Source organism: Streptomyces sp. NBC_00038, from assembly GCF_026343635.1.
Taxonomy (GTDB): domain Bacteria; phylum Actinomycetota; class Actinomycetes; order Streptomycetales; family Streptomycetaceae; genus Streptomyces.
Window position 1 is genome coordinate 5029942 of sequence record NZ_JAPELQ010000001.1, and the last position, 24492, is coordinate 5054433.

Annotated in this window: 22 protein-coding genes and 1 rRNA gene; 18 read left to right on the forward strand and 5 right to left on the reverse strand. The window is 69.3% G+C overall.

The genetic code is table 11. The features are described from left to right. Positions 1 to 92: 92 nt before the first annotated feature. Complete coding sequence (locus OG219_RS22685; protein ID WP_266829248.1) at positions 93 to 839, forward strand: cyclopropane-fatty-acyl-phospholipid synthase family protein; 747 nt, start codon at positions 93 to 95, stop codon at positions 837 to 839. 65 nt (positions 840 to 904) lie between these two features. Here the strand turns inward: OG219_RS22685 and OG219_RS22690 are convergent, their stop codons facing one another. The 3 genes from OG219_RS22690 to OG219_RS22700 form a co-directional block, all read right to left on the reverse strand. After that, a complete protein-coding gene (locus OG219_RS22690; protein ID WP_266829249.1) occupies positions 905 to 2821 on the reverse strand; it encodes a hypothetical protein in 1917 nt (638 codons plus the stop codon). Between the two features lie 98 nt (positions 2822 to 2919). Then, positions 2920 to 5571, reverse strand: coding sequence for a LuxR C-terminal-related transcriptional regulator (locus tag OG219_RS22695; protein WP_266829250.1), 2652 nt, complete (start codon positions 5569 to 5571; stop codon positions 2920 to 2922). Between the two features lie 57 nt (positions 5572 to 5628). Next, on the reverse strand, positions 5629 to 6090 hold the full coding sequence (locus OG219_RS22700; RefSeq protein WP_266829252.1) for an ATP-binding protein: 462 nt from the start codon (positions 6088 to 6090) through the stop codon (positions 5629 to 5631). Between the two features lie 206 nt (positions 6091 to 6296). Here OG219_RS22700 and OG219_RS22705 point away from each other — a divergent pair, with 206 nt between their 5' ends. From OG219_RS22705 to OG219_RS22760, 12 genes are all read left to right on the forward strand, one after another. Beyond that, positions 6297 to 7142, forward strand: a complete 846-nt coding sequence (locus tag OG219_RS22705) for a helix-turn-helix transcriptional regulator (RefSeq protein WP_266829254.1) — start codon at positions 6297 to 6299, stop codon at positions 7140 to 7142. A gap of 10 nt (positions 7143 to 7152) precedes the next feature. After that, a complete protein-coding gene (locus OG219_RS22710; RefSeq protein ID WP_266829256.1) occupies positions 7153 to 7341 on the forward strand; it encodes a DUF397 domain-containing protein in 189 nt (62 codons plus the stop codon). Then, complete coding sequence (locus tag OG219_RS22715; protein WP_266829258.1) at positions 7334 to 7570, forward strand: DUF397 domain-containing protein; 237 nt, start codon at positions 7334 to 7336, stop codon at positions 7568 to 7570. The genes OG219_RS22710 and OG219_RS22715 overlap by 8 nt, the downstream gene beginning before the upstream one ends. After that, the gene (bla, locus tag OG219_RS22720) at positions 7492 to 8469 is read left to right on the forward strand and encodes a class A beta-lactamase (protein WP_323183292.1); all 978 of its coding nucleotides are present in this window, start codon (positions 7492 to 7494) and stop codon (positions 8467 to 8469) included. The genes OG219_RS22715 and bla overlap by 79 nt, the downstream gene beginning before the upstream one ends. Before the next feature lie 65 nt (positions 8470 to 8534). After that, a complete protein-coding gene (locus OG219_RS22725; RefSeq protein ID WP_266829260.1) occupies positions 8535 to 10772 on the forward strand; it encodes an MMPL family transporter in 2238 nt (745 codons plus the stop codon). A 129-nt stretch (positions 10773 to 10901) separates the two neighbouring features. Next, positions 10902 to 11315, forward strand: coding sequence for a DUF6281 family protein (locus OG219_RS22730; RefSeq protein WP_266829262.1), 414 nt, complete (start codon positions 10902 to 10904; stop codon positions 11313 to 11315). A gap of 400 nt (positions 11316 to 11715) precedes the next feature. Further along, positions 11716 to 12024, forward strand: coding sequence for a hypothetical protein (locus tag OG219_RS22735; RefSeq protein ID WP_266459173.1), 309 nt, complete (start codon positions 11716 to 11718; stop codon positions 12022 to 12024). A gap of 178 nt (positions 12025 to 12202) precedes the next feature. Then, positions 12203 to 13060: a hypothetical protein gene (locus tag OG219_RS22740; protein WP_266829265.1), complete on the forward strand. Its 858-nt coding sequence runs from the start codon at positions 12203 to 12205 to the stop codon at positions 13058 to 13060. Then, a complete protein-coding gene (locus OG219_RS22745) occupies positions 13050 to 14366 on the forward strand; it encodes a hypothetical protein (RefSeq protein WP_266829267.1) in 1317 nt (438 codons plus the stop codon). Before OG219_RS22740 ends, OG219_RS22745 begins: the two co-directional genes overlap by 11 nt. After that, complete coding sequence (locus tag OG219_RS22750) at positions 14363 to 15922, forward strand: SCO6880 family protein (RefSeq protein ID WP_266829269.1); 1560 nt, start codon at positions 14363 to 14365, stop codon at positions 15920 to 15922. Before OG219_RS22745 ends, OG219_RS22750 begins: the two co-directional genes overlap by 4 nt. A gap of 31 nt (positions 15923 to 15953) precedes the next feature. After that, positions 15954 to 17378 carry an ATP-binding protein gene (locus OG219_RS22755; protein WP_266829271.1) on the forward strand — a complete coding sequence of 475 codons (1425 nt, stop codon included), beginning with the start codon at positions 15954 to 15956 and terminating at the stop codon, positions 17376 to 17378. Between the two features lie 15 nt (positions 17379 to 17393). Beyond that, positions 17394 to 18962 carry a type IV secretory system conjugative DNA transfer family protein gene (locus OG219_RS22760; protein ID WP_266829273.1) on the forward strand — a complete coding sequence of 523 codons (1569 nt, stop codon included), beginning with the start codon at positions 17394 to 17396 and terminating at the stop codon, positions 18960 to 18962. Here the strand turns inward: OG219_RS22760 and OG219_RS22765 are convergent. After that, on the reverse strand, positions 18959 to 19558 hold the full coding sequence (locus tag OG219_RS22765) for a GNAT family N-acetyltransferase (protein ID WP_266829275.1): 600 nt from the start codon (positions 19556 to 19558) through the stop codon (positions 18959 to 18961). The genes OG219_RS22760 and OG219_RS22765 overlap by 4 nt on opposite strands. Before the next feature lie 146 nt (positions 19559 to 19704). Here OG219_RS22765 and OG219_RS22770 point away from each other — a divergent pair, with 146 nt between their 5' ends. The 5 genes from OG219_RS22770 (at position 19705) to OG219_RS22790 (ending at position 24304) form a co-directional block, all read left to right on the forward strand. Continuing rightward, positions 19705 to 20466 (forward strand): CDP-alcohol phosphatidyltransferase family protein, encoded by a 762-nt coding sequence (locus OG219_RS22770; protein ID WP_266829277.1) that lies wholly within the window; start codon positions 19705 to 19707, stop codon positions 20464 to 20466. Positions 20467 to 20579: 113 nt separating this feature from the next. After that, the gene (locus tag OG219_RS22775) at positions 20580 to 21500 is read left to right on the forward strand and encodes an ATP-binding cassette domain-containing protein (protein ID WP_266829279.1); all 921 of its coding nucleotides are present in this window, start codon (positions 20580 to 20582) and stop codon (positions 21498 to 21500) included. Next, positions 21497 to 22273: an ABC transporter permease gene (locus OG219_RS22780; RefSeq protein WP_266829281.1), complete on the forward strand. Its 777-nt coding sequence runs from the start codon at positions 21497 to 21499 to the stop codon at positions 22271 to 22273. Before OG219_RS22775 ends, OG219_RS22780 begins: the two co-directional genes overlap by 4 nt. A gap of 94 nt (positions 22274 to 22367) precedes the next feature. Beyond that, complete coding sequence (locus tag OG219_RS22785; RefSeq protein ID WP_266836193.1) at positions 22368 to 23639, forward strand: sensor histidine kinase; 1272 nt, start codon at positions 22368 to 22370, stop codon at positions 23637 to 23639. Beyond that, the gene (locus tag OG219_RS22790) at positions 23636 to 24304 is read left to right on the forward strand and encodes a response regulator transcription factor (protein WP_266829283.1); all 669 of its coding nucleotides are present in this window, start codon (positions 23636 to 23638) and stop codon (positions 24302 to 24304) included. Before OG219_RS22785 ends, OG219_RS22790 begins: the two co-directional genes overlap by 4 nt. Before the next feature lie 64 nt (positions 24305 to 24368). Here OG219_RS22790 and rrf read toward each other — a convergent pair. Further along, positions 24369 to 24485: ribosomal RNA gene (gene rrf / locus OG219_RS22795) — 5S ribosomal RNA — on the reverse strand. Between the last annotated feature and the right edge of the window lie 7 nt (positions 24486 to 24492).

Consider the following 24492-nt stretch of genomic DNA (forward strand, 5'->3'; position numbering starts at 1 on the left):
GACGGTCCAGGCAAGCGCGGCCGAGTTCCACCGGCCGCCCACCGCAGCCATCGCGACCACCGCGGCAACCTTGGACCGAAGGAAACCCAGAAGTGGATCTTCCACGTAGCTACACCATCCGCGAGAGCAGCCACCGCATCCACAACCCGTTCACCAGCGAGAAGCTGGCGACTCTCGGCGAGGCGCTCAGCCCGCCGGCGGGAACCCGCATGCTCGATCTCGCCTGCGGCACGGGCGAGATGCTCTGCACCTGGGCACGCGACCACCAGATCACCGGCACCGGCGTGGACATCAGCACCGTCTCCATCGCCACCGCCCGTACCCGAGCCGTCGAGCTGGGCGTCGCCGACCGCGTCACCTTCACGCACGGGGACGCGACGGGCCACGTCTCCGACGAACCGGTGGGCATCGCCGCGTGCATCGGCGCCACCTGGATCGGCAACGGACCGGTCGGCACCGTAGAACTCCTCCGCCGCAGCCTGGCCCCCGGCGGCATGATCCTGATCGGCGAGCCGTACTGGCGCCTCGACCCTCCGGATCAGACAACTGTCGAGGCCTGCCACGCCACCACGAAGGACGACTTCCTCCCTCTACCCGAACTCCTCGAACAGTTCGGCGAACTCGGCTGCGACGTGGTCGAGATGGTCATCGCCGACCACGACAGCTGGGACCGCTTCGTCGCCGCCCAGTGGCTCAACATCCGCCGCTGGCTGGACGCGAACCCCGACGACGAACTGGCCCCGGACATGCGAGCGGAACTCACCACCGCCCCCGCACGCCACGTCCGCTACCAGCGCGAGTACCTCGGCTGGGGAGTCTTCGCCCTGATGAACCGCTGAACCACCTCAAGTGGGGTGTGGTGCGTGGCGTAGGCCACGCACCACACCCCTCCCGCCGTTGTGGCTCAGCTGCGCGTCAGCGTGTAGTCGCCGCCGACGTTGTCGAACGTGGTCACGATGCCGTACTCGCCGGTCCGCGTCGGCGTGAAGGTCACCGAGACCGGCTGCCCACCGGAATTGGACCCGGCAGCGGACGCCACCGCGGAGCTGCGTCTCTGGACGAACGTCGCCGGATTGCCCGGATCGTCGCCCATGACGAACAGTCTGGCCACCGAGATCGGGTCCGTCGTGGTCAGCGTGATCGTCACCGGCACACCCGCGGTCAGCGGCGTGTCGTGCACGGCGGCGACCTGCGAGTCGTCGAGGTGGAAGGAGGTGGACGACCCCGGCTGCAAGGTGGTGAAGCCCATCACGGACTCGATGGTGTAGGTACCGGGTCCCCGGAACTGGACCACCCGCGGGTAGTAGTCGCCCACCGGCCGCAGATTCGAGTCGATCGCGACGAAATCGACCGCCTGGTCGTTCAATGCGCTGCTGTTGAGAAACGCCGTCTGCGCCCGGTCGTCGTACAGCTGGAGGTCGAAATCGGTTGGATTCGACGGCCGCACCGCGACCACGGACCACGACTGGACCGCGGTGTTCAGACTGAAGTTCTGCGGCGGTGTGGGAGAGGTGAACGTGGGGAGGAACTGGCCTCGGCCGTCGATCAGGGGCCTGCGGTACCCGTAGTCGATCGTGTTCTGGTAGAGCGACCCCAGCGAGGCGTCGGACACGTCGAACCCTTCCGTACCGCGACTGCTCCAGAACGACGCCAAGGTGTTGTCGACGTGACGCGCGAGCGTGAAGAAGACGGCTCCGAAGCCCTCACTGCGCTGGTCCCAGATTTCGGAAGTGCCGGAGTTGATGTCTATGAGATCCCACAACGCCCCGGCGACCCGCTCCTCCGTCACATCACCATTGGCGACACTGCTGAAGCCCCAGCTCGGAATCTCGAAATCGATCGACCCTCCGCCGAGGAACCTGAAGACCGGGGTGTGGTATATGGCCAGTGAGAAGAAGTCCGCCCATCCCTCGATCCACGCGCACACGGTGGTGCTGGCCAGGTGGACGGGGTGCGGACGGGGGCACCCGAAGGTCGACGGAAACGCGTCGTTGTACACGTCGTCCATCAGTGCGTGGCCGATCTCGTGCATCACCTCCATCGGGGCGTCCGGGGTCGCGGCGAGCAGCTGCACCACGTTGCCCGTCTGGTCGTAGAAGTCCGTGTCGCCGACCGCGGTGTTCGACCAGTTGATTCGCAACTGGCTACACGTGGTGTCCTTCGGATCCCAGCAGCCGTTCGAGTGCGGGACACCCACCCATGCGTCATTGGCCACGTCGAACAGGTGAGCGGCCCGGTGGCCCGCCGTGCCGTCGCCGGGAACCTGGGTGCCGAAGTTCACGGTGCTGCCCGCTACCGGATTGGCGCGGACCGGCGTACTCCAGTTGTAGATGTTCGTGCCGTTCTGCACCCGCCACGCGCCGTTCTCGGCCGCGAACGTGATGTACAACTGCGTGAACTGCGCGGCCGTGAAACAGATGTCGTAGCGGCCGGCGGAGTTCGTGAGCCCGGCGATCAGCGCGCCGGTCCGCAGATCCCGCACCTGGACCTGCATGTTCATCCCGTTGTGCTGCACACCGGCCTGGTCGTTGTAGGCCCAGGTGCCGACCGCGTGCGTGTCACAGGCCAACAGCGACGGCGAAGCGCCGGAGTTCTGCTTCTGTGCCGGAAGTCCCGGGCTCGGCGCACTGCTCGTCACCTGCCAGGCCGGTCGTTTCGCCGCGGCGGGCGACGCCGCTACGGCGGCTGGTCCACCGCCCGAGTCCGCCCATCCGACTCCGGGACCCACCAAGGCGCACAGCACTGTCAGCACGACGATGAAGACGGTTCTTCGTGCCGCGACGCGTGGTCCCCCGCTTGTGTTGATCAAGCTCAGTCTCATGTGGTCATCCCCCGATGACGAGAACTGGGTTGTCCGGCGACAACGTTGCCGCCGTGGGAAAGCGTGCCCGCGCCGGCATGGCGGGGGATGAGTAACCGCTACTCAACTACCCCGAGGACATACGCGAGTTGGTGTCGGGTGGTGACGCCGAGTTTGGTGTAGGCGTGCTGGAGGTGGTTGTCGACGGTGCGCACCGACAGGGCCAGGACCTGGGCGATGTCCTTGCTGGCGGTGCCGACGGCGGCGAGCAGGGCGATCTCCCGTTCGCGGGCGGTGAGCACGGCCGTGGCCTGAGCAGTGGTCAACAACGGAGTACGGGCGCCTTCGCAACGGGCCCGGGCCACGGCGGCCCGCTGGGTGGCCGAGGCGGCGCGGCGGGGCCGGTCGGCCCTGCGCCAGGCGGCCGCGGCGGCGGTGGACGCCTCGGCGTCGAGCAGATCCGCGCCGATGGCCCGGCAGGCGTCGGCGGCCCGGAGGAGCCGGTCGGGGTCGTCGGCGGCCAGCGCCGCGGCCAACTGGGCGCGGACAGGAGCGAGTTCCCCGTCGCAGTTCAGAGAGAGCGCGGTCAGCCGGCCGGTGACCTCCTTGGCCCCGCCGAGCCGGGCGACATCGGTCAACAGCAGCGCCTCGCCGGTGACATGACCGCCGGCGCGGGCGATACCGGCAGCGTCGACGAGCACGGAACGGGCTCGCGCCAGCTGCCCGCGGGCGGCCAACAGCCAAGCCTCGCCGAGGCGTTCCTCCCCGGCGGACAGCAACCCAGGTTCCACCGGCGGCAGGGCGCGGTGCTCGGCCAGCGTCGTCTCGGCCGCGTCCAGGTCTCCCAGTACGGCCGCGCAGGCGGCGAGACCGCCGAGTACCAGGCGCAGGGCCATGGCGTGGTCGATGCCGCGGGACACGGTGGCGGCCTCGGCCCACCAGCGGCGGGCGGTCGCGGGGTGGCCGGCCAGCCAGTGCGTACGGCCGAGGAGGACGGCCAGCCAGATCCGTACGGGGGAACCGGCGGCGGCGAGTTCGGCGTAGGCGCGCTCGCCCTCCCGGCAGGCTTCGGCCGCCGGGAGACCGGCCTCGGTGAGGGCGAGGACGAGCGGGACGCGCTGGAAGGCGGGATGGGAGGCCAGGGCCCGTTCCTGGACCCGCCGGTGTGCGTCGTGGGCGCGCCGCGCCCAGGTCGTGGCCTCGGCGGTACGGCCCACCAGGGCCAGCGCGGCGGGCTTCATCCAGGCGCCGCGCAGCCAGGCGTTGACGTCGGGGGCGTCACCGACCTCGGTCTCCAGATCCTCCAGCAGGGCCAGGCCCTCGGCCGGCCGGCCTCCGACGATCCGCAGGAAGCCCTCGTTGACCGTGAGTTTGCGGCGATCGGCGGGGCTGCTGAGCTGTTCGCGGGCGGCGTCGTTGACCGCGAGCGCCTCGGCGACGGGGGCGTTGCTCCACAGCAGGTTCGTCGTACGGACCAGGGCGACCGCGAGCTTGTCCTGCTCGTCGACGGCGAGGGCGTCGGCCCGGGCGAGCGTCGCCTCGGCCCGGTCCCAGCGGCCCAACTCGAACAGGGCCTCGCCGAGCCTCAGGTCGGTGGCGGTGGTCCGGTGCTTCTCGGGCAGGGCTTCCAGGAGGGCGACGGTCTGGGGTAAGTCGTGGGCGTGGCGGGCCAGTACGGCGGCCTGGGCGAGGAGGGCCGGGTCGGCGGTGCCGGTGGCGGCCAGCCGCCAGGTGGCGATGTGCAGCAGGTCGGCGCGACGGCGGGCGCCGCGGGCCTCGACGCGCTCGGCCTGCTCCAGCAACAGAACCCGGCGGCGCAGGACCGGCAGACCTGCACGCAGCACCTCGCCGTACAGGGGATGGGCCAGGGAGACGGCGGTGCGTCGCCGGTCCTGGGTGACCCGTATCAGCCCGGCCTGTTCCAGGGCCGCCGTCACCTGCGGCGGGGCGAGCGCTTCGACGTAGGTCAGGGACAGCGGCTCGCACAGCGCCAGCAACTCCAGGACGGGGCGTCCGGCGGGGTCGGCGGTGGCCAGCCGCGTCGAGATCATCTCGGTGAGCCGTGCCGTGCCGGGCAGCCGGTCCTCGACCAGATGCCAGATCTCGCCGTCCTCGGTCAGGTTTCCGGCGGTCAGGGCGCCGAGGACCAGTTCACGCAGGTAGAGCACGTTGCCGCCGCTCGCGGCCGACAGCTTGTGCAGGGGTCTTCGGGCGACCGGTCTCCCGAGCGCGGCCTGCAGCAGCGCCTCGATCTGCTCAGGGCCCAGCACGGTCAGGTCGACCCGGTACACCGCGTCCCCACCGCGCAGCGCGGCGACGGCCTCCCCGTACGGCTCCCCGCTGCGCACGGTGCCGATCAGCAGGAGCGTGCCGGTGTCCATCAACTGCCGCAGGAGTACGGCCGAGGCGGCGTCCAGCAGATGCATGTCGTCGACCATCAGCACCCACTGCCGCCCCGGCCCGGCGGCCAACTCCCGAGCTACAGCGGCGAATCCGGCGACCGGATCGGACAGATCCACCCCGTCCGGCAGCAGATGCGCGATCGCCCCCAACGGCACCGCGCCGGCCGCGACACTCGCGGTGGCCCGCCCCACCCGGAAACCCGCCGCCGCGGCCCGTTCGAGACACTCCTCGGCCAGCCGCGACTTGCCCACGCCGGCTTCGCCGCCCACCACGAACCCGCGACACCCCCGGTCCGCCAACGCCGCGGCGAAGTACTCCAACTCCGCCCCACGCCCCACCAACGGCCAACGCCCCGCCCATTCCCGCACTCCGGCTCCCCCGTCCCCGGCAGCCCGTCATATGCCGCTGGGCACCATCCCATCAGCTCACGGCCCACCCTTGGGGCTGGGTTTCGGGCCATCGTTGAGGTCCGCCCACAGCAGCTTCCCGCCCTTCGAAGCCCCCAGCTCACGCAGCACGGACACGCCCCACGCGTCCGCGCACGCCCGTACGAGGTGCAGGCCGCGACCGTGTTCGGCGTCCTCCGGGGGTACGAGGACGGGGGCGCCCCTCTCCGAGAAGCCGGGCGGGACGGTCGGATCGGTGTCCCAGACGGCGATACGGAGCCGGTCGGGGTCGGAGGCCAGGAGGCGCAGGGCATAAGGGCCCCGGGTGTGCAGATGGGCGTTGGTCAGCAGCTCGGAGGCCAACAGCTCGGCGGTCGGGGCGAGTTCGGTGAGGTCGTGGGCGGTGAGGATGGAGCGGAGGGTGGCTCGGGCGATGCCGGGGGCACGGGGATCGTGCGGGAGTTGAAGGGTGTAGGACCAGGTCGGGGATACGGTTGCCATGGAAGTCTCCCGGTTCGGTGGGGAGTTGGGTGGTTTGGTTACGTTGCCCAGTGACCGCGGCCGCTCCGTCGAGCGGGGTGCTTCTGGGCAGGGCGCCCGAGCACTAAAGTAATGGCGTTTGGTGTCATACATGACACGAATGCCTGAGTATCCATGACTTGCCACCCATGTGGGTGACCAGCCGCAGCAAGGAGGCGGGCCAGCCCATGCGAAGCAGCCCGACAGGTCGTCAACTCCGGTTCGGCAGTGAGCTGCGCAAACTGCGCGAGCGAGCAGGCCTGAGCGCGACCCAGGCCGGTCAACTGATCGGCGCGCAGCAGAGCCAGATCAGCAACACGGAGGCCGGACGCGTCGGCGTAAGCGCGGAACGCGTACGCACGCTTGCCTGCCACTACAAGTGCCCGGACAAAGACCTCGTCGAAGCACTCGCGGACATGACCTCTGGACGCAAACGCGGCTGGTGGGAGGAGTACCGCGAGATCCTTCCCGCCGCTCTGCTGGACCTCGCCGAGTTGGAGCACCATGCCAGACACCTGCGTACGGCGGTCACCGTCCATATCCCCGGCCTCTTCCAGACCACCGACCACGCTCGCGAACTGTTCCGCCTGGTCGTACCCGAGCTCTCCCCACCGGAGATCGAGCACCGTGTGTCGTTCCGCATCAAGCGCCAGACCGTCCTCTTCAGGGACCCGCCGACCCCGCAGGTGGCGATCGTCCACGAGGCTGCTCTGCGCATGCAGTTCGGCGGACCCGCTGTGGCCAAGGCCCAGTTGCGACACCTCCTGGACATGAGCGAACGGGACCACGTCACCCTGAAGGTGCTCCCGTTCTCCGCTGGATCCTTCCCCGGCTCCGGCCAGTCGATCTTCTACTCCAACGGTCCCGTTCCTCAGCTCGACACTGTTCACCTCGACCAGTCCCATGGCCCGGTGTTCCTCGATGCAGAAGCTCAGCTACAGATGTACCGAGTCCTCCTGGACCGCATGGGATCCGCAGCTCTTGCCCCCGATGACTCCCGCGACTTCATCCACAAGCTGATCCACGATCTGTGAAGGAACCGAAATGCCCCAGCCCGACTGGCAGAAGTCGTCCTACTGCGGTTCAGGAGACTCGTGCCTGCACGTCGCCGCAACGGAAGCCCGGATCCATCTCACCGAAAGCAGCGACCCCACCGAATCCATACTCACCGCCACGCCAGCGGCCTTCCGCACCCTCCTCCACACCCTCAAGAAGGACCCGAACCTTGGCTGACATCCCCCCGAACCTCGAATGGATCCGCGCCGCCCCTGACGACGCGACCGGCCCCGGCCCCTGGATCGAGCTCGCCTTCGGCGACAACGACTTGGTCTACATCCGCGAAACCAGCGACCCCACGAACATCGTCACTACAACCCAGAAGAAGTGGGACGCGTTCGTACTGGGCGTACAGGCAGGCGAGTTCGACCACTTCGTGGAGGGACTGGAGGAAGAAAAATCTTAGGTACGACAACAACCCGCCGCACCCTGCTGACCGCGACCGCCGCAACAACCGCACTCGCGCTCACCGGGAACCCGGCACAGGCAACCCCCCGTACCCGCAACACCACACACACCCGCCTACGCCGACTCGAAGAACAACACGGCGCCAGGATCGGCGCGTTCGCCCACAACCTGGGGACAAAGGCGACCGTGGGGTACAGGGCGTCGGAGCTCTTCCCGATGTGTTCGGTGTTCAAGACGCTGGCGGTGGCGGCCGTGCTGCGGGACCTCGACCACCACGGCGAGACGCTCGCCAGGCGCATCCACTACACGGCGGAGTACGTGACGGCGGCCGGCGGCGGAGCGGTCACGGTCAAACCGGAGAACGTGGCGGCGGGCCTGACCGTCGAGGAACTCTGCGACGCGGCGATCCGGTTCAGCGACAACGCCGCCGCCAACCTGCTGCTCCGCGAGCTGGGCGGCCCCACGGCAGTGACCCGCTTCTGCCATTCGATCGGGGACACGACGACCCGACTGGACCGCTGGGAGCCGGAGTTGAACTCGGCGGAGCCGGGGCGGTTGGAGGACACGACCACCCCGGGCGCCATCGCCCACACGTACGCCCGGCTGGTGCTCGGCAACGCCCTGAACGACGAGGACCGGACCCGCCTGACGGTCTGGCTCCTCGGCAACACGACCGGCGGCGAACGCCTGCGCAAAGGCCTGCCGCAGGACTGGACGGTCGCCGACAAGACGGGCACGGGCCAGTACGGGACGGCCAACGACGTGGGCATCGCCTGGACACCGGACGGCACCCCCGTAGTCGTGGCGGTGCTGACCACCAAGCCCGACCCGGCCGCCGGCGCGGACAATCCGCTGGTCGCGGGGACGGCCACGGTCCTGGCGGACGCGGTGGGCTGACCCGAGCGACAGCAGGGCGACGGCGGCCCAACAGGACACGGTGATCAGCACGACGTCTAATGGACGTGACTGAACGTCTCCGCCTGGAGCGCTGGGAGCGACCCGTGCGACTGCGTCGGCTGGGTGAATGGTGTGCACGGCACTTCGTGATCGTCATCGTGCTGTGGCTGGCCGCCCTCGTCGCCCTGCAAATGCTCAACCGCTCGTTCGGCGGGGAGTATTCGGACAACTTCTCCCTGTCGGGAGTGCAGTCGCAGCAGGGTCTGGACGTCCTCAAGGCGCACGATCCGGCAGCCGGCGGCTACAGCAGCCAGATCGTGCTCCAGGACAAGTCGAAACCGCTGACCGACGTGGACTCGCAGATGTCCCAGACGGTCGGCGACCTGCAGAAACTGCCGCACGTCCTGTCCGTACAGAACCCGTTGCAGTCCTCCTCGGGACAGTCCACGCAATCGAGCGTCGGCCCCCTCTCCTCCGACTCCAAGACCGCCTACATCACCGTCCGCTTCGACGTACAGCCCTCCACCCTCGGCGACGACTACCTCACCGGCGTGGACACCTCGGTGCAGCCCCTGCGCGCGGCCGGTGTCGACGTCGAGTACGGCGGACCGCTGGGCGAGTTGGCGAGGCCGGAGGCGGACGACCGGGTCAGCGAGCTGATCGGGTTCGCGGTGGCGATCGTCGTGCTGCTCGTCGGGTTCGGGAGTGTGATCGCCGCGGGCATCCCGCTGCTCACCGCGCTGATCAGCGTGATCGGAGGGCTGGCCTGCCTGGGACTGCTGGCGTCCGCGTTCACCTTCGCCACCGTCTCGCCCACCCTGGCCACGATGATCGGGCTCGGCGTCGGCATCGACTACGCGCTGTTCCTGATCACCCGGCACCGCCAGAACCTCATGGACGGCGCGGATCCGGTCAAGGCGGCCGGCCGCGCCGCCGCCACCAGCGGCCGGGCCGTGCTCGTCTCCGGCTGCACGGTGATCATCGCCCTGGCCGGTCTTTCGGTCTCCGGAGTCTCCTTCATCGGGCTGCTCGGCGTGGCCGCGGCCGTCACGGTGGTCTCCGCGGTCCTGGGCGCCCTCACCCTCGTACCGGCACTCCTCGGCCTCATCGGCAAACGCATCGACCGCTACCACCTGCGCCGCCCGGTCGCCGAGACGGGCGCGGAACCCGGAGCGGGAGCGGAAGCCACCGCGAACGGCACCTGGCACCGCTACGCGCAACGCGTGGAGCGACGCCCCTGGTGGTTCCTGACCGGCGGAATCGTCGTCGTACTCGTGCTGGCGATCCCCGTGCTGTCCATCCAGCTCGGCCACATCGGGGACGGCGCGGACCCGAAGTCGTTCACGGACCGCCGGGCCTACGACATCATGGCGCAGTCCTTCGGCCCCGGCTCGAACGGTCCCCTGACGGTCGTCATCGACCAGACCGACGTCCCCTCCGACCAGCGCTCCGCCCTCTCCTCCCAGGCACAGAAAGACCTCAACGCCGTGGCGGGCGCGGCCACCGTCACCCAGCTCACGCCGACGCAGGACGGAGACGTACTCGTCGGCACGGTGTACTCGAAGGAGGCACCGCAGAGCGCCACGACCACCGACCTCACCAACCGCCTCGTCGACGAGACCCTGCCGCAGGCCGTCTCGGGGACGAAGGCCAGCGGCTATGTGACCGGCACGACCGCCGCCCAGGTCGACTTCCGCGACATCGTCGCGAGCCGCCTCCCCCTGATCATCGGCGTCGTCGTCGCCCTCGCCTTCCTGATCATCCTCATCGTCTTCCGGGGGCTCCTCGTCGCCCTGAAGGCGGCCGTCCTCAACGTGCTCTCGATCGCCGCGTCGTACGGCGTCGTCGTCGCCGTCTTCCAATGGGGCTGGGGCGGGCCCGCGTTGGGCGTCGAGGGCAAGGTGCCGATCGAGAGCTATGTGCCGATGATGATGTTCGCGATCATCTTCGGACTGAGCATGGACTACGAGATCTTCCTGCTCTCCCGCGTCCACGAGGCCTGGCTCCGCACCGGCGACGCGAAGGCCAGCGTCGCGCACGCCCTGGAGATCACCGCCCGCGTGATCACCTGCGCCGCCCTGATCATGGTCAGCGTCTTCGCCGCGTTCATCGTCAGCGACAACGTCGTCGTCAAGATGCTCGGCCTCGGCCTGGCCGTGAGCGTCCTGATCGACGCGACGGTCGTACGCCTGCTGATGGTCCCGGCGGTCATGACCCTGCTGGGCCACCACGCCTGGTGGACACCCCACTGGCTCGACCGCATCCTCCCGCACGTGGACACGGAGGGCGACAAGTCGGCCTGACCCAGGCGGACTCCGCCCCGGTACGCCGCCGTCGTCCGGTCCGCCGCCACGACAACCCAGTTGCTCGAACGAACAAGGCCTCCGCAGCGTCGGTCTCATGAGACCGGACACATCTGCGGAGGCATACACATGAAAGCCGTACCCCCGATCGGCATGAGAGCACCCGTGGGGATGCTGCTGGCGGCAGCCACCCTCGCGGGGTCCGTCGCCTGCACGTCGTCGAGCGACAGCGATGGCGGCGAGTCCGCGCCATCTTGCGCGTACGTGGTCGACTACCAGAACCACAGGTACTCGGGCGCGGAGGCCAGGGGCTTCACCATCGGGGACAAGCTCGGTGCCGCCGCCGTTCCGCCGTGCGACGACACACCGAGCGATGGCAGTGACGGTCAGACGGCGCCGGCCTCTACGACCGCCCATGCGATCGAGGGAGTGGATCCCAGCATCGCCATCATGTTGGAACAGGCACCTGATGACGTCATCTTCATCAACGTCGACTCCGACAAGAAACTGCCTGAGATCAAGAAGCTGATCGACGGCTCTTGATGTCGGCCACCTATCTGTGAGTCGAGTCAAGCCGGCGGCAGATGAGAACGGGCCGCGGCTACCAGCCGCGGCCCGTTTCCCTGTCCCACAACGACCCGGGATAGCCTTCGGACTGACGGTCACTCGGCCACACCCCGCGGACGCGCGACCGTCCGCAGCTCCGTGGATCTCCATGAAGAGGGGTTAACGACGGAACCACACGACAGGTTCCGCACCGACTTCATTGCTCGGCGTAACCAGCCGTGATACACAGAGTGACCATACGATCCTTTGCATACCAAACCCGCCAATCAATGACGCCCAAGTCGACATCCGAGGGCGCCATCGTCGGCGAGAATGGGCTCGACCTCTGCGCACAGGGCAGAGGGTGCGGAACTACCCACTAGGGGCGGTGACTTACATGCTTTTCGCAGCCGAAAAGGGCGACATCACCACAATTATCGGCGGGATCGCTCCGGACTGGGGTCCCTTCGGCAGCCTGGGCAACGAAGCCAAGACGATGGTCCAGGTTGTGATGGCGGTCGCCATCATGCTCTGCCTCGGGATCGCAATCTGGGGCGCGGCCAAGCAGCGCATCGGCGCGACGGCCCTCCGGGACACCTTCAGCGCCGAGCAGGGCAAGGGCCTCATCATCGCGGGCCTCACCGGCGTCTTCATCATCGGATCCCTCGGCACGCTGTTCACCATCGTGTACGGCATGGCCGTCTAGGCCCGGCCGGGCGCGCCCGGATCCTCTCGCCTCCCCCTCCGACCCACCCATCCGTCGCGCCCACCGGCTGAGGTTGCGTTTCCCTGATGTCGAGTCACCACACCGCGCCCGCGCGGGAACCAGCACGGCTACCGTCGTACTACGCGGTCCGGCGAGAGGTTGAGGGGGCGTACACGGCATGAGTCTCGGTGACGAACCCGGCTACGGCGACAACTCGCGCGGCGAGGACGGTGGGTACGGGGGCTCCGGCCAGACCCGTACCCGCCTCCCCGGCGGTGGCGGCGGCGACGTGTACGGCGGTGCCCGCCGCGGGCGGTCCTCCTCGCGGAGCCTGGTCACGATCGTGGGTGTGGTGGTCCTGCTGATCGCCGCGATCGCCTTCGCGAACCGTGGGGGTGACGATTCGTCGTCCTCCGGGGGAGATGGCTCCGACAACGCGGGGACTTCGCCTACGGCGGCTTCGGGGGAGCGGCCGGTGGGGTCGAAGGACTCGGGGATTCCTTCGGGGTTTGCGCACAGTCCGGTAGGAGCGGAGAGCGCGGCGACCAACTACGGCGTGGCGCTGGGCTCGACCGGCATGTTCGACACGGCGCAGCGTCACGCGATCGTCGACGCCGTGTACGCACCCGACGTCGCCGCCACGCGGCAACCGGAACTCGACTCGGCCTACTCCAGCGAGGAGTTCCTGACCAACATCGGGCTGAACAAGGACGGCTCCGCACCGGCAGGCCAGACCTTCATCTCACGGATCATTCCGGTGGGCACCAAGGTCACGTCCTCCACCGCCGACAGCGCCACGGTCGAGCTCTGGTACACATCGCTCTTCGGCCTCGCCGGTGACGGGTCCACGAACCCAGTGTCCGAGAGCTGGTACACGACGACGTACAAGATGGCGTGGACCAACGGGGACTGGAAGGTCACCGACTTCACGCAGAAGGACGGGCCGGTGCCGGTCGGCCGGGACCAGCAGGCTTCCACCGCCGACGACATGACCAAGGCTGTCGAGGAGTTCGGAGGGTTCACGTATGCCCGCTAACAAGGCCCGCCGTGCCCTCTCACTCGCCGCCACCGTGGCCGTGGTGCAGTCGGCTGCCGTCCTGCTGGCCACCAAGGCCCTCGCAGCCCCCACCCCGACTCCCACTCCCAGCAGCGACCCTTGCGAACTCATCCGCGGCCCCGCCAAGGACTACTGCGAAGACGGCAGCAGCGGCACCGGCACCCCCAGCAACCCCGTAACCGACACCCTCGACCCCCTCTCCTCCCTCGCCCAGGGCTGCGCCGACGCCGCCTCCTGGACCATCGACAAGCTCAGCGCGGCCGTCAAGGACACCGCGAACGTCGACTTCACGAACCCGAAGTTCCTCCAGCAGTACGCGGTGGTCTTCGCGGCGTCGACGATCCTGACGCTGGTGCTGTGGCTGCTGGCCGTGGCGAAGAGGGCGGTGCGGGGTGTCCCGCTCACCACCGCGCTCGGGGAGGCCGTCGGGTTCCTGTGGCTGACGGTGCTGGCGTCGGCGTTCACCCCGCTGATCCTGTACACGGTCGTGTCGGCGACGGACGGCGTCACAGAGGTCCTGTCGGCGACGACGGGCAACCAGACGGACACCTTCTTCGGGAACTTCTCCGGCGCCCTGGCCAAGGGCGAGGACATCGGCGGCGGCCCGATCATGCTGATCGTCGTGTCGATGGTGTCGATCCTGGCGGCCGGAGTGCTCTGGCTGGAGCTCGTCATCAGAGCCGCGCTCCTCTACGTGGGCGCCCTGCTCGGCACCGTCGTGTACGCGGGCCTGGTCGACAAGAACCTGTGGGGCCACGTCCGCCGCTGGGCGGGCATCATGATCGCGGTGATCCTGGTCAAACCGGTGATCGTGATCGTGCTGGGCCTGGCCGGCGCGCTGTCGACCGCGGACGGCCCGGACGCGTTCTCTGCCGTGGTCTCCGGCCTCGCCATCATCCTGCTCGCCATCTTCGCGAGCGCGATGATCTACCGCTTCGTACCCGGCTTCGGCGACGAGATCGCCAACTCCCGCAACAACCGCATCATGCAGGGCGCCGAGGGCAAGGCCGCCGCCGTGATGAGCTCCCCGGCGACCCTGGTCGCGCAGGGCATCAAGACCCACAGCACCCGCGCCGACAACGGCGGCGGAGGCGGAGGCGGCAACAGCCAGCCGCGCCCCGCCAACCCCGCGTCCGGCGGCGTGGCCGCACACAGCACCCGTACGTCGAACGGAGGCGGCGGATCTGTCCCCTCCGCCGCACCCGCACCCCGTACCAGCCCGGCCAACACCCCGCACGCCAGCAACACCCGCAACAGCAACCGCACAGGAGGTGACGGGCGTTGACGACCGAGTCCCACGTGTCCCACGTGGTCACGCCCCGCCGTACGTATCTGATCGGCCGCGCCCGGCCCAACGCGATCGTCGGCCGGAACCGCGAGTCCGGCGAGATCGCGCTGATCATCGCGGGCGCGTTCCTGGGCATGATGTGCGGCCTGCTCGTCCCGGTGCTGTCCCTGCGGATCGTGCTGCTGATGGGCTTCCCGCTGGTGGCCCTCGCGGCGGTGTACGTCCCCTACAAGCGCCGCACGTTCTACAAGTGGTTCGAGATCAACCGCAGTTACAAGCGGAGCCTGCGCCGGGGCACGGCGTACCGCAGCAGTGTCATGGAGGCCGGCACGAGCGCCGACGGGCGTGAGGTCGAGATCGGGCCGCCCCCGGGCATCGGACGGATCTCCTGGCTCGCGGCGCCCTTCGGCCCCGACGAGATCGCCGTACTCCTGCACGCCGACCGCCGCACGGTCACCGCAGCGATCGAGATCGAGGGTCCGGGCGTCGGTCTGCGCGACTCCGAGGACCAAGAGGCCCTCGTCGACCGCTTCGGCACGCTCCTCAAGCACGTCGCGAACGGCGACGGCTTCGTCACCCGCATCCAGATGCTCGCCCGCACCCTCCCCGCCGACCCGGACGCACACGCCAAGGACGTCTCCGTACGCGGCGACGAGCGCGCCCCCGGCTGGCTGCAGCAGTCGTACGACCAGCTCGCGTCGATGGTGTCCACGAGCAGCGAGCAGCACCGCGCGTACCTCGTCGCGTGCATGCACTACACCCGCGAACTCGCCTCCGAGGCACAGGCGATGGCCCGCGCGGCCCGCCCGCACGGCGGCCGGAAGCTGGACCGCGACGCCGGTCTGGCCGTCGTCATGGCCCGTGAGCTGACCGACATCTGCTCGCGGCTCCAGGAAGCCGACATCCGCGTACGGCAGCCGCTGGGCCAGGGCCGGCTCTCCTCCCTCGTCCACTCCATGTACGACCCGGACCACCCCATCGACCACATCCAGGCGATGACCAAGCGCAACGCCTGGCCCGCCGAGCTCGACGCCATGGAGCCCACCTACCTCCAGGCGAAGACCCGCGAGTCCTCCACCCGCGCGCCCTGGTGCCACTCCACGGCCTGGGTGAAGGAGTGGCCGATGACACCGGTGGGCGTCAACTTCCTTGCCCCGCTGCTCGTCCACACCCCGGACGTCATCCGGACCGTGGCCGTCACGATGGACCTCGAACCCACCGAGATCGCCATCGAGCGGATGCTGACCGAGAAGACGAACGACGACGCCGAGGCCAGCCGCGCCGCCAAGATGAACCGGACCGTGGACCCGCGCGACGTCGCCGCCCACGGACGTATGGACCAGCGCGGCGAGGACCTCGCGAGCGGCGCGGCGGGCGTGAACCTCGTCGGCTACATCACGGTCAGCTCCCGGTCCCCCGAGGCCCTCGCCCGCGACAAGCGGACGATCCGCGCCTCGGCCGGCAAGTCGTATCTGAAGCTGGAGTGGTGCGACCGCGAGCACCACCGCGCCTTCGTCAACACACTGCCGTTCGCCACCGGAATCCGCAGGTAGGGGCTGATGTTCTGATGGGGCTGATGCTCTGATGCGGGATCCGCTTTCCACGGCGACAGATGCCTTCACGTCGTTCCTCTTCGGCAAGATCGAGACGACCCGACTCCCGGTGCGCACGTCCACGGGTCAGGCCCAGGCGGTCTACCTGCCGACCGCCGCGCCCGGCCTCGGCGACTCCGGCGTCATCATCGGCCGCGAGGTGTACTCCGGGAAGGGCTACATCTACGACCCCTTCCAGCTGTACGGGCAGCAGCTCCCGGCGCCGCACTGGCTGGTCCTCGGCGAGTCGGGCAACGGCAAGTCGGCGCTGGAGAAGACGTACGTCCTACGGCAGTTGAGGTTCCGCGACCGCCAGGTCGTCGTCCTCGACGCACAGGGCGAGGACGGCGTCGGCGAGTGGAACCTCATCGCCCAGGAGCTGGGAATAACCCCCATCCGCCTGGACCCCACCGCCGCCCTGGACATGGGCATCCGCCTCAACCCGCTCGACCCGGCGATCACCACGACCGGGCAGCTCGCGCTGCTCCGGACGATCATCGAGGTCGCACTCGGCCACGGCCTCGACGAGCGCTCCGGCTTCGCGCTGAAGGTCGCGCACGCCTACGTCAACGAGACGATCGTCGAACGCCAGCCGGTCCTGACCGACATCGTGGAGCAACTGCGCCACCCCGAACCGGAGTCGGCCGAGGCGATGAACGTCGCCATAGACGACGTACGGGCGTGGGGCCTGGACGTGGCCCTGGTCATCGACCGACTGGTGGACGGCGACCTGCGGGGCATGTTCGACGGCCCGACGACGGTGGGCATCGACCTCGACGCCCCCCTCATCGTCTTCGACCTCTCGCACATCGACCGGAACTCCATCGCCATGCCGATCCTGATGGCGATCGTGGGTGTGTGGCTGGAGCACACCTGGATCCGCCCCGATCGGAAGAAGCGCATCTTCCTGGTCGAGGAGGCCTGGCACATCATCAACAGCCCGTTCGTGGCCCAGCTCTTCCAGCGCCTGCTGAAGTTCGGGCGCCGTCTGGGACTGTCCTTCGTCGCGGTGGTCCACCACCTGTCCGACGTCGTGGACGGGGCGGCGGCGAAGGAGGCGGCCGCGATCCTGAAGATGGCGTCGACGCGCACGATCTACGCCCAGAAGGCGGACGAGGCGAGGTCGACGGGACGGGTGCTCGGCCTGCCCAGGTGGGCGGTGGAGATCATCCCCACCCTGACCCCCGGCATCGCGGTCTGGGACGTCAACGGCAACGTCCAGGTGGTCAAACACCTGATCACCGAGACCGAACGCCCCCTCGTCTTCACCGACCGCGCCATGACCCAGACCTCCGCCGAACTCATCGCCGACGACGCGCTGCACGCCGCGGAACTAGAGGCGGAGGAACGCGCGGCGGCCTTCATGGAGCAGCACCTCGGCGATCTCGACGGTTCGTCCGAGTCCACGGTGGCGTGAGAACGGTGGCGTGAGATGAGACGGGAAGAACGGGTCGAGGAACGAGGCGTCCCCGACGGCCTGTTGATCGGGGTGCTGGCCTTCCTGCTCGGCATGACGCTGATGGTGTGGACGGCCACGGGACTCGCGGGCCTGTTCTCCAAGGGCGCCTGGCCGGACGCGGTCACGTTCCCCCACACACCTCTGGCCATGCGCCATCTCATCGGCCAGCCGCATGACCTGACCGGGGCGTGGCCGGAGACACCGGCGGACCAGCTGTCGGGGTGGGGGCTCTTCTGGGGCCTGTTCATCGGACAGTTGATGGTGCTGGTGGTACTCACGGTGTTCGTGCTGGGCACGGTGGCACGGTGGCGGGCAAGCCGAGGGGAGAACCGCGGGGCGAAGACGGCGGCGAGGGTACCGAGACAGGCGGGCGAGCCGAGCACGGCGGCTGAGCCGGACACGACGACGGCTCCGCAGCCGCCAACGCACGAGCAACCACTGACGGAGACGGCTCGCTTGTCATCGGAGGGTGAACGGGCGGGCGGGCGGGAGAACGCTCGCACCGAAACCACGACGTTCCCGCAGGCGACGATGCAGGAGCAACCCGTGGCAGCCGCGGCGCAGCCGCTGGAGCAGGGCGAGCGGGCGGGCGGGTGGGAAGTCCCCGCAGCAAAACCGACCCGCCCCGTCAGACTCGGCCCCGCCGATTCCCGCCACCCCCAAGCCGTCCAGGCAATCCAGGACGCAGAGGGCCCCGCCCTGGTAGTCACCTCGAACCCGAAAACCTGGTCGGACACCAAGGACGCCCGAGCCAAGCTGGGCCCAGTCCTCCTCTACGACCCCGCACACCTGTGCGACACCCCGGCCCGCCTCCACTGGTCCCCCTCCACCGGCTGCGAGGACAAACCCACCGCAGCGGCAAGAGCGGCAGCACTACTCGCCCCCGTACGCCCCACCGCCAAGGTGGACCAGGCCATGGCGGACGTAGCGGAAACGCTCCTGCGCAGCTATCTGCACGCCGCCGCGGTGGAGGGCAAGCCCTTCCGCCACGTCCACCGCTGGTCCCAGGGCACGCAGGTACAAGACGCGGTACGAGCCCTCCGTACCAACCCCAAGGCCGCATCCGGCGCAGCGGGCGAACTCGAGGCCGCCCTCACCTCACACCCCCAACGCAGGGACATCGCCCAGGAGTTGGCGGCCCGCGCCCTCTCCTCCCTCTTCACGGTCAACGTCCGTGAATCCTGCACCCCAAACCGAAGTGACACCCTCACCCTGGATTCCTTCGTGAACGAAGGGGGCACGCTTTATGTGGTCGGTGAACCCATCGAGGACCCCAGGGCGAATCCCGGCGCGATGCCGCTCCTGACGGCCCTCGCCTCAAGCGTGGTCGAGCGCGGCCGGCGCATGGCCGAACGGTCATCCTCCGGTCGCCTCGACCCACCACTGACCCTCGTCCTGGACGACGTGGCGGCCGTGGCCCCCCTCCCCCAGCTCCCGGACCTCCTGTCCACCGGAGCGACCCGAGGCCTCCCGACCCTGGCCCTCCTCCGCTCCCACGAGCAGGCCCGCTCCCGCTGGCCGCAGTACGAACTCCCGGTCTAGCTCGGCCCCTTACCCTCCACCGGGCGGTCAACCACGAACTCCAGCTCCCGTTCCCCCGAATCACCCAAATCCCCGGTGTCCCCCGAACCCCCCGACGAAGGCACGGTCACCCCGCTCGGCAGAAACCCCGCCTTCCGATAGAACGCCTCGGCACGCCCGTTCTTCTCGTGCACGAACAGCCGTACGCGCTCAAGCCCGACCCCCCAGCTCCACTCAAGCGCGGCATCGAAGAGCCCCCGGGTCACCCCGACCGCACTCCCCCGGCGCTCGGGCCGCACATACACCCCCACCAGATGCCCCTGGCGCCGCTCGACCACGCCCCCGAAGAAGTCCCGCTCCCCGGCCTCCTCCACGAGCACGGCCACGGACCCGTCCCACACCCCGCCCTGCCCCACGGCCACGAACTGCCGCCGCTCGGCCGTCCCCTCACAGGCCCCGGCCGCCCGCTCCTGCCAGAACTCGTCGGGCCTGGCCGCGGCATCCTCGTACGTCTCCAGGAACGCGAGATGAGCGACGGGGTCCCGCAGCGCGGCGAGCCGCAGCTCCCTCACCTGGGCCCACTCGTCGGAACGTATGGAACGGATCACGTGATTCATGAAAACCACCGTAATCCGCGCCTACGACAGCGCCCACCGGATATCCACCGGCCACCCTGCCGTCACCCGTCATCAGGCCTCCCGTCATGATCTCCTTGTACGACGTCGAACACCCAACTCGCCCACCCCCCATGGAGAAGCGCCGCATGCCCAAGGTCCAGCTCGACGAACTCCGCAATGTGATCCACCCCCCGGGCAAGCTGGACAGCAGGGCGGAACACTGGGCCGGCCGCCTCTACATGCGCGCCCTGTCCCTCCGGGTGACCCGCCTGATGCTCGGCACCCGCGTCTCTGCGAACCAGATCACGACGGCGATGCTGTTCGCGGGCGTGCTCTCCGGGGTGGCCCTGCTCCTGCCGGGCCTGGCCGGCGCCGTACTCTCCGTCCTCTTCATGCAGCTCTACCTGCTGCTCGACTGCGTGGACGGCGAAGTAGCCCGCTGGCGCAAGCAGTTCAGCCCCCTCGGCGTCTACCTGGACCGCCTCGGCGCCTACCTCGCCGACGCCGCGGTCATGGTCGGCATGGGCCTGCGCGCCTCCGAACTCGGCCTGGACCCCTACCTGGTGGCCGGCCTGGCGGCAGCCATCGGCGTCCTGCTCCTCAAGTCGTCCTCCGACCTCGTCCACGTGGCCCGCTCGGACAGCGGCATGCAGAAGGCCACCGACCAGTCCGTGGTCCCCCGCTCCAGCGGCCTGGCCCGCGTACGCCGCCTCGCCTCGTCCGTCCAGCTCCACCGCCTGTGCAACGGCATCGAGGCCACCCTCCTGCTCCTCGTGACCGCGATCGTCGACACGGCACTCGGCGACCTGACAGCGACGAAGATCGCCACCGTGGCCATCACGGCGATCGTGTGGCTGCTCGTCCCCGCCCACATCGTCTCGATCGTCGCTTCGTCCCGCCTCAAGTAGCCGCCCGCAGCTTCACGTACCGGGGTAGGGGTCGTACCCCGGTACTACCGCCACCCGAGACATCCCGCCCCGGTCCGACGCCCGCCCCGCGCCCCGCCGCGAGCATCGAAGGCATGATTACGGCCTCCGGACTCACCAAGCGCTACGGCGACAAGACCGTCGTCCACGACCTGGCCTTCACCGTCCAGCCCGGCACCGTCACCGGCTTCCTCGGCCCGAACGGCGCCGGCAAGTCCACCACGATGCGCATGATCCTGGGCCTGGACGCCCCGACCCGCGGCAGCGCGACCGTCGGCGACCGCGCCTATCAGGAACACCCCGCGCCCCTCCACGAGGTCGGCGCCCTCCTGGAAGCCCGCTCGGTCCACCCGGGCCGCACGGCCTACCACCACCTCATGGCGCTCGCCCACACCCACGGGATCCCCCGCACCCGCGTCCAGCACGTCCTGGACCTGAGCGGCCTGACCGAGGTCGCCGACCGCCGCGTCAAGGGCTTCTCCCTCGGCATGGGCCAGCGCCTCGGCATCGCGGCCGCCCTGCTCGGCGACCCGGCCACCGTCATCCTCGACGAACCGGTCAACGGCCTCGATCCCGAGGGCGTGCTGTGGATCCGTACCCTCCTCAAGTCCCTTGCGGCAGAAGGCCGTACGGTCCTGGTCTCCTCGCATCTGATGAGCGAGATGGCGCTGACCGCCGAGCACCTCGTCATCATCGGCCGCGGCCGGCTCCTCGCCGACACGACCGTCTCCGCCTTCGTACGGGACTCCGGCGCGGGCACCGTCAGGGTCGTCAGCCCCGACGCGGGCACCCTCGCACAGCTCCTCGCCGAACCCGAGGTCGACATCACCAGCGACACCCCCGGGACCCTGGACGTCCGCGGCAAGCAAGCCGAGCAGATCGGCCGCACCGCCGCCGCCCACGGCATCCCGCTCTACGAACTCACCCCGCACGCAGCCTCGTTGGAACAGGCCTTCATGGACCTCACCCGCGACTCCGTCGAGTTCAACGCGAGCCTGGAAGGAGCGGCGGCATGAGCACCCTCGCGTACCGCGTGACCCCCCGGGGCGTCCTGCGCTCCGAATGGCACAAGCTGTGGACGGTCCGCTCCACGTGGATCACCCTGGCCCTGACGAGCGTCGTGACGATCGGCGTGGGCCTCCTGATCGGCGCGACCTACAAGTCCGGCGGCGGCGACGGAGACGTGGACACCGTCCTCCTGGTCCTGCTCGGCATGCAGTTCACGCAGATCATCATCGGCGTACTGGGCATCCTGCTCACGGCGGGCGAGCACTCCACCGGCATGATCCGCTCCACCATGACGGCGGTCCCGCGCCGCCTCCCCGTCCTGTGGTCCAAGGCCGCGGTCCTGGGCGCGGTCGCCTTCACCGTCGTACTGGCGACGAACTTCCTCACGTTCCCCCTCGCCCAGACCCTCCTCGCCGGCACCGACCAGGCGGCCTCCCTCACCGACCCGGGCATCGCCCGCGCCCTCGTGGGCAACGCGGCCGGCCTCACCCTCCTCGCCGTCATGGCCCTCGGCCTCGGCACCCTGATCCGCTCCGTGCCGGGCAGCATCGGCGCGTTCATCGGCGGCATCCTGATCCTGCCGGAGGTCGTCGGCGCGATTCCGTACGACATCGCCGAAGACGCCGTGCCCTACTTCCCCTCCAAGGCCCTCGACTCCCTGACCCACGCCCACCCGACCGCCGAAATGGCCTCACAGGGCCCGGCGTTGCTCGCCCTGGCCCTGTGGACGGCGGCGACGCTCGCGGTGGCCGCTCTGCTGCTGAAGCGACGGGACGTATGACGCCACTCCGTACGAGGATGGCTCCGTGACACGCGACCAGGGCGCCCAGAACCGGCAGGACGGCGACGGCGACTGGACACCGAACGGACAGCCCCTGACCCGCCAGTTCCACCGCATCGTCCAGCGGGTGCGCGCCATCGACAGGCGCCACCCGCTCCCGTGGAACTTCCTGCTCACCGGGTTCTTCATCACCGCCTCCCTGATCGACGTCACCAGCGGCGGCTGGCGGAACATCGCCGAGAACCCCGACGTGCCGGTCTGGCTCGTCACCACGATGTCCCTCTGCTTCTCGGTCCCCCTGCTGTGGCGCCGCACCCACCCGTTCGCGGTCCTCCTGGTGATGTTCCCCGCGTCCGTCACCAACGCCTGGACCGGCGCGGTCCTCCAGGCCAACCTCACCCTGCTCGTCGTCCTCTTCAACGTCGCCCTGCGCACCCGCCTGCGCACCCTGCTCTGTTCGTACGCCCTGGTGGTGACCCCGTTCATCGTGACCGGCTTCCGCTACCCCGCCGAACAGGGCGCCGAGCAGAACATCGTCCCCGCCGCGATGAGCCTCGCCCTGGCAGCGGTCGGCGGCATCGCCGTACGCACCCGCAAGGAGTACCTCGCCTCCCTCGTCGAACGAGCCCGCCAGCTGGAGATCGAACGCGACCAGCAGAGCATGCTGGCAGCCGCCGCCGAACGCGCCCGCATCGCCCGCGAGATGCACGACATCATCGGCCACAACCTGTCCGTCATCACAGGCCTCGCGGACGGCGGCCGGTACGCCGCCACCAAGTCCCCCGAACGCGCGGCCCAAGCCCTCGACGCCATAGGAACCACCAGCCGCCAGGCCCTCGCCGAACTCCGCCGCCTGCTGGACGTGTTGCGCGACGACCCCGAAGACCTCGAACTGGCCCCACAGCCCTCCCTCACCGACCTCGACCACCTCATCAAAGGCGTACGAGCCGCAGGCCTCCCCGTCCGCACCACCATCCACGGCCGCGCCTCCCTCCCCCCGGGCCGCCAGCTCACCGTCTACCGCGTCATCCAGGAAGCCCTCACCAACACCCTCAAACACGGGGGCCCCGGGTCGACTTCACAGATCGAGATCTCGTACGAGGACGGAGGCGCCGTCACCGTCACCATCACGGACACCGGACGCGGCGGCACCCCCTCGACGGAGGACGGCCGCGGCCTCCCCGGCATGCGCGAACGAACTTCCCTGTACGGAGGCACACTTGAGGCCGCTCCGGGTCCGGGCCCGGAATCCGGCTGGCGCGTCCACCTGCACCTGCCGAAGGAATCCGCCCATGTGCCCCAGGATTCCGACCACTTGCCACAGGGGGAATCCGCCCCGCACCGCAAGGAGGAGCCCGCCCCGTGACCACCGTCCTGATCGCCGACGACCAGCCCCTCCAACGCTTCGGCTTCCGCATGCTCCTGGAGAGCCAGGACGACATGGCGGTGCTGGGCGAGGCCGGCAACGGCAGCGAGGCCATCCGCATGACGTCCGAACTCCACCCGGACGTCGTCCTCATGGACATCCGTATGCCGGGCCTGGACGGCATCGAGGCCACCCGCCGCATCGCCGCCACCGGCGACCGCACCCGCGTCCTCATCCTCACGACCTTCGACCTCGACGAGTACGTCTACGCAGGCCTGCGCGCCGGCGCCTCCGGCTTCCTCATCAAGGACGCGCTACCGGAAGAACTGCTGTCCGGCATCCGCGCGGTGGCGACGGGGGACGCGGTGGTCGCCCCGAGCCTCACTCGACGACTCCTCGACGCATACGTCCAGCACCTGCCGGCAACCACCTCGGACACGGCTCCGGAACTGGACCCCCGACTTGCCGCCCTCACGGACCGCGAACGCGAAATCCTCACGATCATCGGCCAGGGCTGGACGAACACGGAGATCTCCACGCGCCTCCACCTCGCCGAATCCACGGTGAAGACGCATGTCAGCCGCATCCTCGCCAAGACGGGATCACGCGACCGAATCCAGGCAGTGATCCTGGCGTACGACACAAGGTTGGTGCGGCCGTCCTGAAAACGCCTGTCCTGAAAACAGAAAACCCCCTTGCCATATGGCAAGGGGGTTTTCTCTACAATTAGTTCGGCGGCGTCCTACTCTCCCACAGGGTCCCCCCTGCAGTACCATCGGCGCTGTGAGGCTTAGCTTCCGGGTTCGGAATGTAACCGGGCGTTTCCCTCACGCTATGACCACCGAAACACTAT